This window comes from Pseudideonella sakaiensis (assembly GCF_048320135.1).
GTDB classification, from domain to species: domain Bacteria; phylum Pseudomonadota; class Gammaproteobacteria; order Burkholderiales; family Burkholderiaceae_C; genus Ideonella_A; species Ideonella_A sakaiensis_A.
This window is the reverse complement of sequence record NZ_CP182947.1, coordinates 3,861,975-3,877,510: the sequence shown is the minus strand read 5'-3', so window position 1 is coordinate 3,877,510 and position 15,536 is coordinate 3,861,975. Positions and strand designations below refer to the sequence as shown.

Genomic DNA, 15,536 nt, shown 5'->3' with positions numbered 1-15,536 from the left:
CCCACCCGAAGACGACGGCATGTCGGGTGCGCAAACCCATCATGCGTCGATGGTTGCGTCTGCGCAAACAAAAATTTTCTCGCTCAGCTCATCGAGTTTTTTGATGATCAGGGTCAACCCCAAGGTGGGTCAACAGGCTGTCGACCAGGCTTTGCACGGTCGATGTCGGCTCGACCCGCCAGCTCAGGTGGGTCGGCAGCGGTGGCAGCCTGGTTCGGCAGTTCAGCGCCTTCAGCGGCATCCGCCGGCGCAGCCGCTGCAGCACCGCTTCGGGCAGCGTCGCGACGCCGAGACCATCTTCGACCAGCTGCGTCATCGCGCTGATCGACGACACCGTGTGCACCCGCTTCGGCTCGACCTCGGCGCGGTGGAACAGGTCGAGCAGCGCGACATGCGGCTGCGATCCGCGCTGGAAGGTGATCAGCTCGAGCGCGGCCAGATCGGCCGGCGTCCAGCTGCGCCGCGTGTGGTGGTCGACATGGCCGACGAAGCGCATCGCCATCGACGGCAATGCCATCGAGCGCACGCCGGCACCGGCGGCCGGCAGCGCGGCGATCGCAATGTCCAGCGCGCCACGCGACAGCAGGTCGACCAGCACCGGCGAGGTCTCGACCGTCAGCTCGAGCGCGAGCATCGGCTGCACCTTGTGCACCGAGCGCACCCAGTCCATCAGCCAGGAATGCGATGCCGACTCGAACGCGCCGACCTTCAGCAGCACCGGCTGGCTGGCCACCGTGCCCATCTCGGCGAGGATCTCGTGCTGCAGCGCAAGCAGCCGCTCGGCATGGACGAAGAAGCGCTGGCCGGCCGGGGTGATGCGGAACTGCTTGTCGCGGCGGTCCAGCAGCAGCATGCCGAGTTCCTGTTCGAGCATCGCGACCCGGCTCGACATCGCCGATTGCGTCAGGTGCAGCTTCTCGGCGGCGCGGGTGACGCTGCGCAGCATCACCACCCAATAGAACGACTCGACCGCGCGCAGGTTCACCGTGTCGCAGCGGAGCGCTGGCCGGCCTTGCGCTGGGCCGCGTGGGTCGCGATCACCTCCTCGTAGAAGCCCAGCGTCTGCCGCGCGATGCTGGTCCAGCTGAAGCGCTGCTCGACCCGCTCGCGCGCGCGCCGGCCCATCGTCTTGCGCAGCTCGGCATCGTCGAGCAGCGTGTTGACCGCGGCCGCCAGGTCGCGCGCAAACTGCTGCGGATGGCGCGGCTCGACCTCGGCATGATCGAGCGTCTCGGCCGGCACCAGCAGCCCGGTTTCGCCATGTTCGACGACCTCCGGTATGCCGCCGACAGCGGTTGCGACGACCGGCGTCTCGCAGGCCATCGCCTCGAGGTTGATGATGCCGAACGGCTCGTAGACGGATGGGCAGACGAAGATCGCTGCATGGGTGTACAGCGCGATCACCTTGTCGCGCGGCAGCATCTCCGGGATCCAGATGATCGGGTTGCTTGTCGCGTGCCGCGCCGCTTCGACCGCCTCGCTCATCTGGCGGCCGATCTCCGGTGTATCGGGTGCGCCGGCGCACAACACGACCTGCACACCGGGGCGGAAACTGCGAATCGCATTGACCAGGTGCAGGATGCCCTTCTGTTTCGTGATGCGGCCGACGAACAGCACGAACGGCACTTCTGCGTTAATGCCGAATTCGGCCAGCACCTGCGGATCCGGCGTCGGCTTGTACTGCTTCAGGTCGATGCCGTTGTGGATCACGCGGATCCGGTCGTGCGCAACACCGTACAGCGACTGCACGTCGTGGCGCATCGATTCCGACACCGCGACAACGCCGTCGGCATTCTGGTAGGCCGTTCGCTCGATCCAGGTCGACGCCGCATAGGCGCTGCCGAGCTGGTCGGCCTTCCACGGCCGGTGCGGCTCGAGCGAATGTGTCGTCAGCACCAGCGGCACGTCGTGCAAGGCCTTCACGAGACAGCCGCCGAAGTGCGAATACCAGGTGTGGCAATGGACGATGTCGATATCGGCCAGCTGGCCGCTCATCGCCAGGTTCTGCAGCATCGTCGCAAAAAATTTCTCGTGGCGCGGGTCCTGAGCCGGCAGCGCGGCCTTGGCCTGCACCCCCTGCACCGTCAGGTTGTCCTCGGCATGTGCCTGGTCGCCGAAACACAGCACCTTGATCTGGTGCTCCTGGTCCGACAGCGCGGCCAGCTCGCGGGTCAGGAATTCGACATGGACGCCAGCGCCGCCGTAGACGTTGGGTGGATATTCATTGGTCAGAAAGGCGATGTTCACTTGGTGTGGGTCCTCGGACAGGCCGACTCGATGCGGCAAGCCGGAACGCTACCACCGTCGCCGGGTGGCGTCATCGGCAGAAGCGATCGGCGGGCGCGCTCAGGTCAAGGTTGCCAATTGCTCGAGCACCTGCTGCGGCGACAGCCGCTCGAGGCATTCGCTGCGGCTGTCGCGGTGGTCGTCGCAGCCGGCGCGGCCACAGGGCACGCAGTCGTCGCCGGGCCGCGACGGGCCCTGCATCAGGATCACCTTGCCGACACGTTGCACACGCAGCGGCTCCGGTCCGCGCAAGGCCCAGGGACCGCGCGCCGGATGCGGCTGCGGCCAAGGGCCCCACGCGGTCGGCCGGGTCGGGCCGAACAACGCGACCAGCGGCGTGCCGAGCGATGCGGCGAGGTGGGTCACCGAGGTATCGGGGCCGACATAGGCGCGGGCACCGGCGAGCAGCGTTGCCACCTGCGCCAGCGAGATGCCCTGCGACGCATCGAGCAGCTGCGGCGCGCTGCCCAGATCCCGCAGCTGCGCGATGATCTGCTGGTCGCGCGGCGCACTCGAGCCGGTCAGCACGACCTGCCGGCCGTCGGCGAGCAGCGCCGCGACGAGGCTGCGGAAATGGGCGACCGGCCATTGCTTGTATTGCCACATCGACGGCGCGTGCACGACCAGGTAGCCGGGCGACAAGGCCTGCGCCAATGCCTCCGGCAGCGGCGCGGCGGCCGGTGGATGGACCGAAACCGGTTGCGTTTCGAGGTCGATCCACGGTTCGACGAGCAGCAGCTTTTCGAGGACCGTGTGGCGATTGCGATCAGCCACCACCCGGTGCTGCGCGAGCCGCCGCTTCCACCATGCGCCGTGGCCGGTGCCGGCCTCGGGCGCGACGCTGGCGCGGCGCCGCGCGGCAATCCAGCCATAGAGCGCGGGACGGTCGCCGGCCTGTGTCACCAGCGCGAGGTCGTAGCGGCGCCACAACCGGCGCAGCAGCCGCCACTTCGCGGCCAGGTCATCGCCGCGGCGCACCTCGATCCGTTCGTCGATCTCGTCATTGCCCTGCAGCAAGGCCAGCGTGCCGGCGAAGCCGAGCACGGCAATGTGGACCGCGGGCCAGCGCTGGCGCAGCGCACTGACCAGCGGGGTCGTCAGCAGCACATCGCCGAGTTGCTGCGTCGCGATAATCAGGACTCGTCGAGGGGTTTCCACATTGGCCACAAGAAGTTGATATGCGCATTGTCCTGCTGGCGCAATGCATCACCGAAAGCTGCATCGGCGTCCGCGACAACCGGCGCTACCTGTCGGCAGCCGGGCGGAAGAAGGTCCTGAACCTCGCGGCCTACCTGGACGCGCTCGGGCACGAAGTCACCATTGTCTCGAACAGCTATGCGAAGACGAGCTGGCCGGCCAGCTCGGAGACGCTCGGTGAGCACATCAGCGTCGTGCATTCGCCGACCTGGGCGGTCGGCCGCCTGACGCCGTTTCGCCGCGGCATCGCGACGCTGTTCGCGCTGCACTGGCTGGCCCGCCATCGCGCGGAAGTCGACCTCGCGATCATCTACAACTACCACCTCGAATTTGCGCTGCCGGCGTTGTGGGCACGGCGCCGGCACGGCCTGCCGTTCGTGCTCGGCTACGAGGATGGCCTGTACCTGGTCCGCCACTACCGCAGCGCGCTGTACCGCTGGATCGAGCGCGCGGTCTACCGCGCCTGCTCGGCCGTGATCTATGTCAACCCGCAGCTGCGCGAGCGCCTCCAGGCCTGCGGCGTCGACAAGCCCGGCGCGGTGATCCACGGCTATTTCAACGATGCAGATGTCTCCGCGCTGACGCCGCAGCCGGGCAGCAGCCGCGAGCTGCTGTTTGCCGGCAATTTTTCGCGCGGCTTCGGTTTCGATGAACTGCTGCGCTACATCGAGCATTGCCCCGACGGCTGGCGATTGAATGTCTGTGGCCGCGGCGGTCCGGGGGAAACCGAGGCGGTACGCAGTCACTGCGCAGTGCATCCGCGAGCGAACTACCTCGGCTTCGTCAGCGACGAAAAACTTGCTGAACTGAGGCAGCGCGCGGCAGCGGTGATCCTGCTGAACGATGTCGATTCCGAATTCAACCGGACCAATTTCCCGTCGAAGTTGTTCGATTACCTGTCGGCCGGCAAGCTCATCGTCTGCACCCGCAACCCGCTGCTCGCCGACTATGCAGCGCTCGACAACATGTTGCTGCTCGAATCGATCGCCGACGATCTGCCGCGGCTCGGCGAGCGGCTGCCACAGCACCGTTTCGACGCAGACCAGGTGGCGGCCTTGCACCAGCAGATCCTCGACACGCTGCGCGGCGTGATCGACGGCGTCGCGCCGTCGCGCACCGAACGCTAACGCGTCAGCGGCCCGGCCTTTGCGCCGCGCAACCGCCAGCGGCCCTTGCGCAAGGCCCAGGCGAGGTCGCTCGACGGCGAAGGTTCGCTGAGCCGCTCGGTCGGGCTCTTTGCGAGCTGGCCGCGGCGCAGGTAGAAGCGGTCGAAGGTCGACTGCGTGATGCCCCATTTGTGCAGGAACTGGCTGCGGCCGTCGTTCTTCACGACCTTTCCGGTCGACTTGCACTGGAAGTGGTAGACCAGCGAATCGCCGACGCCGATGAACTGGCGGCAGCCGGCATGCCACAGCTTCATCGAAAAATCGTTGTCGCTGCTCATCCCCGGGCTCAGCTCGGTGCTGTAGCCGCCGAGCTTGAGCCACCAGTCGCGGTGCACCAGCGTCGGCGGCCAGGTCGCGCCGAGCCAGTCGGCACGCTTCAGCCGATCGACTTCGGCAAGCAGCGCATCCTCGCGGAAATTGCCGACCGCATCGCCGAAGTCGCCGACGACGACACACGGGTTGCCGCTGTCGCGCGGCTCGATCATCGTGCCGGACAACATGAACAAATCGCCGTCGATCATCTGCCGGCGCCGCAGCAATGCGGTATCCCAGCCGGGGCAGCAATACATGTCGTCGTTCAGATACACCAGCAGCTCGTGGCGGGCGAGCAGCGCCGAGCCGTTGACCGCGAGGCAGATGCCGATGTTGTCGTCGCTGAAGGTCGCGTCGAGCTGCTGCGAGCGTACCCACTCGGCGCTGCCGTCACTGCCGTCGTTGACGTGGACGATGATCTGGTGCGCGAAGGCCGAATGGCGGCGGATGCTGTCGACGCACAGCTTCAGGTGCTCGAGGTTGTTCCAGGTCGGGATCAGGATCGAGAACATCGCGTTGCAGCCGCCGTCAGTCGCCGCGGTCCGCATTCAGCGCGGCCGGCTCCGGCAGCCACAGCGGCCAGCCGAGCAGTTCGGCGAGCCGGCAGACGACCCAGCCGGCTTCCGCCACGCTGACGCCGGAGGCCTCGACCAGCAGGCCGCGGTGGCAGCGCTCGAGCACGTCGTCTTCGGTGATACCGAGGTCGAACAGCATCGTCCGCGCGGTATCGGTCAGCATCGCCGCGAGGTCTTCGCAGAATTCGTAGCGCTCGCCGATCTGCTGCCGCGACGCGTTCGGCTTGATCCGCCCCGGCTCGAGGTAAAGCGCCACGAATGACGGCGGGATGTCGATCTGGTTGTCGTCGGTCATGAACAAGCGGGCGGCGGCGGAATGCGGTGCCCATTGTTGCAGCACCGGCGCTCGCCACCGCCGCGCACCGCGACCACGCGCCGACGGCGCGGCCGCGACCATCTCACTTGTAGGCGATCGCGGCAGCCCCCGGGCCGTGCAGCGGGATCACCTCGGTGCGCTGGAAACCGGCCTCGCGCGCCCAGCGGTCGAAATCGGCGCCGCTGTAGTCGAAGGCATCGCCGAATTCGATCAGCATGTTCAGCGACATCAACAGCCCGAAGGTGTTGCTGCGGCGCTGGTCATCGATCAGGTTGTCGACGACGATCAGGCAGCCACCCGGCGGCAGGGCCGCATAGGCCTTGCCGATCAGCAGCCGTTTCACGTCCAGGTTCCAGTCGTGCAGGATCATCCCCATCGTGATCACGTCGGTACTCGGAAACGGCTCGGCGAGGAAATCGATCGGCTTCGCGTCGACGCGGTCGGCCAGGCCGTCGCGGGCGATGTGGCGCGCGGCGATCGGCGTCACCGCCGGCAGGTCGAGCGTCGTGCAGCGCAGCTGCGGATGCCGGCGGGCAACAAACCGCGCGAGCTGGCCGGTTGCGCCGCCGATATCGGCGAGGCTGCGGTAGCGGCTGAAATCGAACTGTTCGGCCAGCCGCGTGAAATTCGCCGCCGACAGGCCGGTCATCGCATCCATGAACTGCTCGAGACGCTGCGGATCCTCGTACAGCGTCTCGAACATCGAGCGGCCGCCGTTTTTCAGCTCGTTCTGCGGCCGGCCGGTCTGCAGGCCCTCGGTCAGGTTGCCCCAGAACGGATAGAGGCGCGCATTGGCCATCTCGAGCCAGCCGCCGACATAGTCGGCCGAACGGCGATCGAGAAAGCGCTGTGTCTGCGGCGTATTGCGGTAGCTGGCATCGGCGCCCTCGCCTTCGCGCTCGAGAAAGCCGAGCGCCAGCAGCGCATCGGGAAAATCGGGCACCGCGCGCGGATGCAGCTGCAGCCGCTGGCGCAATTGTTCGGCGGTCAGCGGTCCGTCGGCGAGCGCGGTGAACAGGCCGAGTTCGACCGCCGACAGCAGCGTCTTCGATTCCCAGAACGCCAGGCCGGTGCGCAGGATGTGGTCGGGATTGATGGGTGGCATGTGGCTTCCTTGGCAGCAGGTGGATTTGCTGCGAGATGCAGCGCCGGCGAGTCTGCCGAGACGCAACGCGCGCCACATCGGCCATTCGGAGCCATCGGCGGGCCATGCGACGGCCGGCCCGGGCCCGCGGCAGGAGCCAGTACCGCGGCGGCGGCGCCATCCCCGCCTGCGGCGGGCCGGCTCAGAAATGCGGCGGCAATTCGTCGCGCAGGCTGCGAAAGCCGGGGGCCGGCAGCTGCTCGATCTGCTGGCGCAGCGCGGCGACCGTCCGGCTCAGTTCGTCGATCTGATGCTGCTGGCGGACGATCACATCGTTCAGCCGGTCGAGCAGGTCCTCGCTGAAACTGGCCTTGATCTCCAGCTCGGTCAGCCGCTGTTCGGTCGCTGCTGCGCTCACTGCTCGCTCCTGTTCGCGCGGTGGACGCGGCGATGGACGCCGCTGGGTGGCTGGCAATGGAAATCGAGTGGCATAGCAGGTTCGCTGGGAATGGGAAGCAGCCGCCATTGTCGGCCGGGCCGGAAACCCTGCCGGCCCTCGGCAAACAGCCCGCCTGCGACAATCGCCGGCGTTGCCGACCGCATACCGCCTTGAACAGCCGCACCTCCACCCCTGCCCTGTATGCGGTTGCCGTGCGGGCCTTGTGCGAGTTCACCGCGAAGCAGGGCGACCTCGACCTGCGCTTCACACCGTCGGCGACGGCGCTCGAGGGCATCACAGGCCACCAGACGGTTGCCGCTCGGCGCGGCGCCGGCTACGAAGCGGAAATCGCGCTCGAAGGCATCTGCGACCAGCTGCTGCTGCGTGGCCGCGCCGACGGTTATGACCCGGCATCGAACCGGCTCGACGAGGTCAAGACCTTCCGCGGCGATCTCGATGCGATGCCGGCGAATCGGCGCCACCTGCACTGGGCGCAGGCGAAGATCTATGGCGCGCTGCTGTGCCGGGCGCGCGGCCTGAAGCAGCTCGACATCGCGCTGGTCTATTTCGACGTCGGCAGCCAGACCGAGACGATGCTGGTCGAGCCGCACAGCGCCGAAGCGCTGGAGCAGTTTCTGCTCGAGCACTGCCGGCGTTTTGCCGACTGGGCGGCCCGCCAACTCGAACACCGCGAGGCGCGCAATGCGGCGCTGGCGGCGGTGCGTTTTCCGCACGCCGGCTTCCGCACCGGGCAACGTGAATTGTCGGAGGCGGTCTACAAGGCCGCGGTCAACGGCCGCTGCCTGCTCGCGCAGGCGCCGACCGGCATCGGCAAGACGGTCGGCACGCTGTTTCCGATGCTGAAGGCCTGGCCGGTGCGCGGGCTCGACAAGCTGTTTTTCTTGACCGCGAAGACACCGGGCCGCGCACTCGCGCTGCAGGCCTTGCAGGCTATCGCCCGCAGCTCGCCGGCGCTGCCGCTGCGGGTGCTCGAACTGGTCGCTCGCGACAAGGCCTGCGAGCATCCCGGCAAGGCCTGCCACGGCGAAGCCTGTCCGCTCGCCCGCGGCTTCTACGACCGGTTGCCGGCCGCGCGCGATGCGGCGCTGGCCAAGCGCACACTCGATCGCGTCAGCCTGCGGCAGGCCGCGCTCGAGCACGACGTCTGCCCCTATTACCTCGGCCAGGAACTGGTGCGCTGGGCCGATGTCGTCGTCGGCGACTACAACCACTATTTCGACCTCAATGCGCTGCTGCACGGACTGACGCTGACCGACGGCTGGCGCGTCGCGCTGCTCGTCGACGAGGCACACAACCTGGTCGACCGCGGCCGCGCGATGTATACGGCCGAATTGCGCTGGTCGGACCTGCAGGCGTTGCTGGCGACAAAGCCGGGCCGCGGCATCGGCGCCAGCCTCGGCCGCCTGCAGCGCTGCTGGGACGCGCTGGCGACGGCCCAGGCCACGCCCTATGCGGTGCACGACGAATTGCCGAACGGCCTGCTGGCCTCGCTGCAGAATTTTTCGCAGCTGATGAGCGAGGTGCTGGCGACACCGACCGAGCCACGTGCCGAACCCGATCCGGCGCTGCTGCGTTTCTATTTCGACGTGCTGGTTTTCCTGCGCCTGCACGAATCGTTCGGCGAGCATTCGCTGATCGACCTGACGGTCGGCGGCGATTCCGACGGCGACAGCATCTGGTGCCTGCGCAATGTCGTGCCGGCGCCGTTCCTGAAACCGCGTGTTGCGTTGGCACAGACCAGCACGCTGTTTTCGGCGACGCTGCAGCCGGGCAGCTACTACCGGGACCTGCTCGGCCTGCCCGAATCGACGGCTGCCGTCGATGTCGCGTCGCCGTTTGCCGCCGAGCAGCTGCAGGTGCGCGTCGCGACGGCAATCTCGACCCGTTGGGGCGAGCGCGAGGCGTCGGTCGAGCCGATCGTCGATCTGATCGCCCGCCAGTTCGCGCAGGCGCCCGGCAACTACTTGGCGTTTTTCAGCAGCTTCGACTACCTGCAGCAAATCGCCGACCGGCTGGCTGCCAGCCATCCGGCGGTGCCGCAGTGGCGGCAGTCGCGTGCGATGACCGAGGCGGCGCGCACCCAGTTTCTCGACCGCTTCACGGCGGACAGCCAGGGCATCGGTTTTGCGGTGCTCGGCGGCGCCTTCGCCGAAGGCATCGACCTGCCCGGGCGGCGGCTGATCGGCGCCTTCGTCGCGACGCTCGGGCTGCCGCAATGGAACCCGGTCAATGAGCAGATCCGGCAACGCATGGACGTCAATTTCGGCACCGACCGCGGTCACGACTACACCTACCTGTACCCCGGCCTGCAGAAGGTCGTGCAGGCCGCCGGACGCGTGATCCGCACGACCGACGACCGCGGCGTGGTCTGGCTGATCGACGACCGTTATGCGCGCGCCAAGGTCAGGCGGCTGCTGCCGCAGTGGTGGCGTTCCGGCTGAGCCGCACCGGCAGCGCCCGCCAGGCGGCGCGCCGGATGCGGCGATCGGCAGCGTAGGAGCTATCCCACCGGCGATCATCGCGCCCATCCCCTGCCGGTAGCCAGTTCACGGCCTCACACTGGCCCCGTCGGATGGCGCCTGCGCAATGCACCGCGGCCTGCCATCTTCGGCACTCTTCCCGCGCTGTCAACCCGTTGTTTCGGGTCTCGACTCCCGGCACCCCCAGCGGCTGAAACGCGAACCGACATCGATGCGGCTCGGCTCGGCCGCATCCACCGCCGAGGCAGTGTCTGCCCCGCCATCCCCCCGCACACAGAGGACATTTCATGACCGTCGCACGCATCACCGAAATCAGCAGCATCAGCAAGACCAGCTTCGAAGACGCCATCATCCAGGGTGTCGACCGCGCCAACCAGACGCTGAAGAACGTCAAGGGCGCCTGGGTAAAGGACCAGGAAGTGACGATCGACAATGGCAAGGTCGTCGGCTACAAGGTCATCCTGAAGGTCACGTTCGTGCTGAACTGACGCCGCATGCGCCGGGCTTTCCCGGCGCAGTCTGGCTGTGCCCGCTCCGGCGGGCATTTTTTCGTCGTCTACCGCGCAGGCACCACGCTACAGCAACACGATGTCGTAAGCCTCCGGCGAGCCGGTCGGTTCGGCCTGCAGCGAGATCGGCTTGCCGATGAAGTCGGACAGGCCGGCGAGGTGCTGGTTTTCCTCGTCGAGCAGCATCTCGACGACGGCCGGCGCCGCGATGATGCGGAATTCCTTCGGGTTGAACTGCCGCGCCTCGCGCAGGATCTCGCGCAGGATGTCGTAGCAGACGCTGCGCGCGGTCTTCACCTGGCCTTTCGCCTCGCAGGTCGGGCAGGGTTCACACAACATGTGGGCCAGCGATTCGCGCGTGCGCTTGCGCGTCATCTCCACGAGCCCGAGATTCGTGAAGCCGCTGACGGTGATGCGGGTGCGGTCGCGTGCGAGCTGCTTGCGCAGTTCGGCCAGCACCGCGGCCTGGTGCTCCTCGCGGCTCATGTCGATGAAATCGATGATGATGATGCCGCCGAGGTTGCGCAGCCGCAGCTGACGCGCAATCGCCTGCGTCGCCTCGAGGTTGGTCTTGAAGATCGTGTCGTCGAAATTGCGCGTGCCGACGAAGCCGCCGGTATTGACGTCGACGGTGGTCAGCGCCTCGGTCTGGTCGATGATCAGATAACCACCCGATTTCAGGTCGACCCGCCGCGCCAGCGCGCGGGCGATCTCGTCGTCGATGTTGTAGAGGTCGAAGATCGGCCGCTCGCCTTCATAGTGCGAGAGCTTTTTCACCGCGCGCGGCGTGAAGACCTCGCCGAAGGCGAGCAGCGCCTCGTACTGGATCCGTGAATCGACGCGGATCGCCTGCGTCAGGTCGTTGCTGAGGTCGCGCAGCACGCGTTCGACCAGGCTCAGGTCCTGGTACAGCAGGCTGCCCGGCGGCGCCTTGAAGCCGCGCTCGCGGATCGCCGCCCAGGTCTTGCGCAGGTAGGCGATGTCGTCGGCCAGCTCGGCATCGGTTGCATCCTCGGCATTGGTGCGCAGGATGAAGCCGCCGGCCGGCGTCGTGCCGTCGGGCAGCTGCACCAGCTGGTTCATCCGCGCGCGCAGTTGTTCGCGCAGCTCCTGCGAACCGATCTTCTGCGAGATGCCGATGTGGTTGTCGTGCGGCAGGAAGACCAGCAGCCGGCCGGCGATGCTGACCTGCGTCGAGACCCGCGCACCCTTGCTGCCGATCGGATCCTTGATCACCTGCACGGTCAGCGTCTGCCCTTCGAAGACGAGGCGTTCGATCGGCACCGCCGGCGCGCCGTTGTCGCTGCGGCCATTGCCGTTCAGGATGACATCGGCGACATGCAGGAATGCCGCGCGCTCCAGCCCGATGTCGATGAACGCCGACTGCATGCCGGGCAGCACACGGGCAACCCGGCCGGCATAGATGTTGCCGACCAGGCCGCGCTCGAGGGCGCGCTCGATGTACAGATCCTGGACCGCTCCGTTCTCGATGACCGCGACCCGGGTCTCCTGTGGCGTCCAGTTGATCAGAATGTCCTGCATGGCCTGCATGGTATGCGAGGCGCGCGACTTCACAGGATCGTCAGCCCGGCGCGGCGCAACAGCACCGCGGTTTCGTGCAGCGGCAGGCCCATCACGCCGCTGTAGCTGCCGTTGATGTGCTTGACCCAGCGCGCAGCCCGGCCCTGGATCGCATAGGCACCGGCCTTGCCGCGCGGCTCGCCGCTGGCGATGTAGCCGTCGATCTCGAGCGTGCCGAAGGCGCTGAACTCGACCCGCGTGACATTCATCTCGACGAACGACAGGGGTCCGGCGCTGACCGCGACCGCCGTCAGCACGCGGTGGCTGCGGCCCGACAGCGCCGTCAGCATCTCGCGCGCCTCGGCCGGATGGGCCGGTTTGCCGAACATCTTGCGGCCGAGCGCAACCGTCGTGTCGGCGCACAGAATCGGCGCCTCCGGCAGCCGCCGGCGCAACCGCCGCTCGCGCGCGGCATCGAGCTTCAGCTTGGCGACGCGCCGTACATAGTCGGCCGGCAGTTCGCGGCTGCGCGGCTCCTCGAGCCGTTCGACATTTTCCCGGCCGTCGGCCAGCAGCATCTCGTAGCGCACGCCAAGCTGGTCGAGCAGCTGTGCCCGGCGCGGGCTGGCCGATGCGAGGTAGATGAACTGGTTCTGCATGGCCGGCCTATTCGCGGTGGTAGGGGTGCGAAACCATCACCGTCCACGCCCGGTACAAGGCCTCGGCGAGCAGCACGCGGGCAAAGGCATGCGGCAGCGTCAGATCCGACAGGCGCAGCCGCTCGTCGGCCGATTCCTTGATCGATGCGGCAAGCCCGTCCGGGCCGCCGATCAGCAGGGCGACATCGCGGCCGTCGCCCATCCAGCCACGCAGCCGATCGCTGAGTTGCTGGGTCGTCACGCGGTCGCCGCTTTCATCGAGAACGACGCGGCGCGCGCCTTTCGGCATCGCGGCCTCCAGCCGCTGCGCCTCGGCATTCATCAGCTGCTCGGCGGTTCGGCTGCCACGCGGCTCGGCCTTCACCGCCTTCAGCTGCAACCTCAGCTCGGGCGGAAAACGCTTTGCAAACTCGTCGTAGGCCTGGTCGGCCCACGACGGTTGGCGCAGGCCGACCGCGAGCAGCCAGAGTTTCACGTCTTGCGGCTGGCTTTCTTCGCCGCCGTCGCCGGCCGCTTGACGCCGACCGTGCGCGTGACACCGGCGGCAGCCGGGCGGCCGCCGGCCGTCTTGCGTGCCGTCTTCACCGCCGGTTTGGATGCGGACTTGCCGGCCGCGGTCTTGCGTGCGGTCGGCAGGCCGATCTTCACGGTGCGTGGCGGCGGCGCCTTGCGGGCCGGCGTCTTCGACGGCGCTTTTGCTGCGGCGCTCGCCTTCTTGCCGGCGACGCTGGTCTTCTTGCCGGCGGCAGCCGTCTTCTTCGCCGGCGCAGCGGTCTTTTTCGCTGTCGGCCTTGTCGCGGCCGATTTGGCCGCGGTCTTGCCGGCAGCCGGCCGCGCAGTGCCCGGCTTCTTCCTCGGCGCCGCGGCCGGCGCCTCGTCGTCCTCGTTCTCGGATTTCGCGAGGCGCTTGTTCCCGCCACCGCCGAGCTTCATCTTGACCGGCTTGTCGCCCCAGATTTCCTCGAGGTGGTAGTAGTCGCGGATCGTCGGCTGCATCAGATGGACGACCGCGGCGCCGCAGTCGACGATGATCCATTCGCCGTTGGCCTCGCCTTCGACCCGCATCACGCTGTGCCCGCTGGCCTTCACCGCGTCACGCACACTGGCGGCCAGTGCCTTGGTCTGCCGGTTGCTTGTCCCCGACGCGATGATGACCCGCTCGAACAGCGGAGAAAGGTGTTCGGTATTGAACACCGCGATATCGCGGCCCTTGACGTCTTCCAGACCATCGACGATGGCTCGTTGCAGTTTGCGGATGTCCATTCAGCTCCTGATCGGTAATTTTTTGCTCAGCTCGCCGTGCCACGGTAGAGCCGATTGGAGTCAATATAGCCTGCGACGGCGGCTGGCACCAGATCGGTGATCGGCTCGCGAGCGGCGACCCGCTTGCGCAGCAGCGTCGACGACAGCGGATTTGGCGGCATCGCAAGCGCCTCGAAGCCGAACGCCGCGACTTCCGGATCGACTGCGACGGTGGCGCCGGGGCGCACTGCAACCGCCAGCCGCACCAGCGCCAGCAGTTCGCGCCAGCGGTGCCAAGTCTGCAATTTCGCATGCTGATCCTGGCCGATCAGCAGCAACCAGTCGAACCCCGGTTGCTGCTGCTGCAGCGCGAGCACGGTGTCGATCGTAAAAGTCGGGCCCTGCCGTTCGATCTCGCAGGTTTCGATCCGGAACCGGGCGTCGCCATGCTGCGGATCGCCGATCGCCAGCCGCAGCATCTCGGCACGTTGTTCGCCGCTGGCCTGCAGGCCGCCCTTCTGCCAGGGCCGGCCAGCCGGCAGCCAGCGCAGTTCGTCGAGTGCAAGATCGTCGAGCGCGCTGTGTGCCAGTGCCAGGTGGCCGAGGTGCACCGGATCAAAACTGCCGCCGAACAGGCCGATGCGGCGGCGCTGCGGCGTCTGGTTGCCGCTCAAGCGGGTGGCCCGTGGCGGGCGGCTTCACCGCGCCCGGAATCGGTCTCGCTCGCCGCCTCGTCGGCGAGCCAGTCGCGGCGCGGCAGAAAATCGCTGTACAGCCGCGCTTCCGGACTGCCCGGCTGCGGATGCCAGTCGTAGCGCCATTTGACGATCGGCGGCATCGACATCAGGATGCTTTCGGTGCGGCCGCCCGACTGCAGACCGAACAAGGTTCCGCGGTCGAAGACGAGGTTGAACTCGACATAACGACCGCGCCGATAGGCCTGGAAATCGCGGTGGCTTTCATCGAACGGAAGCTTGCGCCGGCGCTCGACGATCGGCATCCAGGCCGGCAGGAAGGCATCGCCGACCGAACGGATCATCGCGAAGCCGCCGTCGAAGCCGAGCTCCGAGACATCGTCGAAGAAGATGCCGCCGATGCCACGCGCCTCGTTGCGGTGCTTCAGGAAAAAATAGTCGTCGCACCAGGCCTTGAAGCGCGGGTATTTGTCGTCGCCGAACGGCGCCAGCGCATCGCGGTTGATGCGGTGGAAATGTCGGGCATCCTCCTCGAAGCCGTAATACGGCGTCAGGTCCATGCCGCCGCCGAACCAGACGACCGGCTCGGCATCGGGCGGCTGCGCGGCAAACATCCGCACGTTCAGGTGCACCGTCGGCACAAACGGATTGCGCGGGTGCATCACCAGCGAGACACCGAGCGCTTCGAAACTGGCGCCGGCCAGTTCGGGCCGGTGCTGGGTCGCCGACGGCGGCAGCGTGCTGCCGATCACATGCGAAAAATTGCAGCCGCCACGCTCGATCAGCTCGCCGCCCTCGATCAGCTGCGACAAACCGTCACCCTGCAGCCGCCCGCCCGGCGGACGCGTCCAGCCGTCGCGCAGGAACGGCCGCCCCTCGGCCGCCTCGACGGCGTCGACGATGCCTTGCTGCAGCCCGAGCAGGTACTCGCGCACTGCATGGGTGTTCACGCTGCCATCCCCGACGAAGGCCATGCTGCGGTGTGCGTGGTCCGATCAAGCAGCCGCCGCGGATCCGGCTTTGCCGGTCCGCTG

The 15,536-nt window shown here is 67.6% G+C and carries 16 protein-coding genes; 3 read left to right on the top strand and 13 right to left on the bottom strand.

All coding sequences use genetic code 11. From position 1 onward, the window contains the following. Positions 1–88: 88 nt before the first annotated feature. The 3 genes from ACNH6H_RS17715 to ACNH6H_RS17705 all read right to left on the bottom strand — a co-directional run bounded on the left by ACNH6H_RS17715 (position 89) and on the right by ACNH6H_RS17705 (position 3,393). On the bottom strand, positions 89–985 hold the full coding sequence (locus ACNH6H_RS17715; protein ID WP_418319528.1) for a LysR family transcriptional regulator: 897 nt from the start codon (positions 983–985) through the stop codon (positions 89–91). After that, positions 982–2,247, bottom strand: coding sequence for a glycogen synthase (gene glgA / locus ACNH6H_RS17710; RefSeq protein ID WP_418319526.1), 1,266 nt, complete (start codon positions 2,245–2,247; stop codon positions 982–984). Before glgA ends, ACNH6H_RS17715 begins: the two co-directional genes overlap by 4 nt. A gap of 99 nt (positions 2,248–2,346) precedes the next feature. After that, the gene (locus ACNH6H_RS17705; RefSeq protein WP_418319524.1) at positions 2,347–3,393 is read right to left on the bottom strand and encodes a glycosyltransferase family 9 protein; all 1,047 of its coding nucleotides are present in this window, start codon (positions 3,391–3,393) and stop codon (positions 2,347–2,349) included. 71 nt (positions 3,394–3,464) lie between these two features. Here ACNH6H_RS17705 and ACNH6H_RS17700 point away from each other — a divergent pair, with 71 nt between their 5' ends. Beyond that, on the top strand, positions 3,465–4,610 hold the full coding sequence (locus tag ACNH6H_RS17700) for a glycosyltransferase (RefSeq protein ID WP_418319523.1): 1,146 nt from the start codon (positions 3,465–3,467) through the stop codon (positions 4,608–4,610). Here ACNH6H_RS17700 and ACNH6H_RS17695 read toward each other — a convergent pair. From ACNH6H_RS17695 to ACNH6H_RS17680, 4 genes are all read right to left on the bottom strand, one after another. After that, on the bottom strand, positions 4,607–5,473 hold the full coding sequence (locus ACNH6H_RS17695) for a glycosyltransferase family 2 protein (RefSeq protein WP_418319522.1): 867 nt from the start codon (positions 5,471–5,473) through the stop codon (positions 4,607–4,609). The genes ACNH6H_RS17700 and ACNH6H_RS17695 overlap by 4 nt on opposite strands. 16 nt (positions 5,474–5,489) lie before the next feature. Then, a complete protein-coding gene (locus ACNH6H_RS17690) occupies positions 5,490–5,831 on the bottom strand; it encodes an ATPase with chaperone activity (RefSeq protein WP_418319521.1) in 342 nt (113 codons plus the stop codon). Between the two features lie 103 nt (positions 5,832–5,934). After that, on the bottom strand, positions 5,935–6,957 hold the full coding sequence (locus ACNH6H_RS17685) for a methyltransferase (protein ID WP_418319520.1): 1,023 nt from the start codon (positions 6,955–6,957) through the stop codon (positions 5,935–5,937). A gap of 181 nt (positions 6,958–7,138) precedes the next feature. Next, on the bottom strand, positions 7,139–7,354 hold the full coding sequence (locus tag ACNH6H_RS17680) for a SlyX family protein (RefSeq protein ID WP_418319518.1): 216 nt from the start codon (positions 7,352–7,354) through the stop codon (positions 7,139–7,141). Between the two features lie 191 nt (positions 7,355–7,545). Between ACNH6H_RS17680 and ACNH6H_RS17675 the strand changes: the two genes are divergently transcribed. Both ACNH6H_RS17675 and ACNH6H_RS17670 read left to right on the top strand, forming a co-directional pair. Next, the gene (locus tag ACNH6H_RS17675) at positions 7,546–9,837 is read left to right on the top strand and encodes an ATP-dependent DNA helicase (protein ID WP_418319516.1); all 2,292 of its coding nucleotides are present in this window, start codon (positions 7,546–7,548) and stop codon (positions 9,835–9,837) included. A 326-nt stretch (positions 9,838–10,163) separates the two neighbouring features. Next, entirely contained in the window at positions 10,164–10,364 is a 201-nt protein-coding gene (locus ACNH6H_RS17670; RefSeq protein ID WP_418319514.1) for a dodecin family protein, read from the top strand. An 87-nt stretch (positions 10,365–10,451) separates the two neighbouring features. Here the strand turns inward: ACNH6H_RS17670 and rng are convergent, their stop codons facing one another. The 6 genes from rng to hemF are packed head-to-tail and all read right to left on the bottom strand — an operon-like array spanning position 10,452 to position 15,476. After that, positions 10,452–11,927, bottom strand: a complete 1,476-nt coding sequence (rng, locus tag ACNH6H_RS17665) for a ribonuclease G (protein ID WP_418319512.1) — start codon at positions 11,925–11,927, stop codon at positions 10,452–10,454. 29 nt (positions 11,928–11,956) lie between these two features. Further along, positions 11,957–12,565: a Maf family protein gene (locus ACNH6H_RS17660; RefSeq protein WP_418319510.1), complete on the bottom strand. Its 609-nt coding sequence runs from the start codon at positions 12,563–12,565 to the stop codon at positions 11,957–11,959. 7 nt (positions 12,566–12,572) lie between these two features. Continuing rightward, entirely contained in the window at positions 12,573–13,040 is a 468-nt protein-coding gene (gene rlmH, locus ACNH6H_RS17655; protein WP_418319508.1) for a 23S rRNA (pseudouridine(1915)-N(3))-methyltransferase RlmH, read from the bottom strand. After that, entirely contained in the window at positions 13,037–13,828 is a 792-nt protein-coding gene (gene rsfS / locus ACNH6H_RS17650) for a ribosome silencing factor (protein WP_418319507.1), read from the bottom strand. Before rsfS ends, rlmH begins: the two co-directional genes overlap by 4 nt. A gap of 26 nt (positions 13,829–13,854) precedes the next feature. After that, positions 13,855–14,481 carry a nicotinate-nucleotide adenylyltransferase gene (gene nadD / locus ACNH6H_RS17645; protein WP_418319506.1) on the bottom strand — a complete coding sequence of 209 codons (627 nt, stop codon included), beginning with the start codon at positions 14,479–14,481 and terminating at the stop codon, positions 13,855–13,857. Next, positions 14,478–15,476 (bottom strand): oxygen-dependent coproporphyrinogen oxidase, encoded by a 999-nt coding sequence (gene hemF, locus ACNH6H_RS17640; protein WP_418319504.1) that lies wholly within the window; start codon positions 15,474–15,476, stop codon positions 14,478–14,480. Before hemF ends, nadD begins: the two co-directional genes overlap by 4 nt. Positions 15,477–15,536 lie beyond the last annotated feature (60 nt).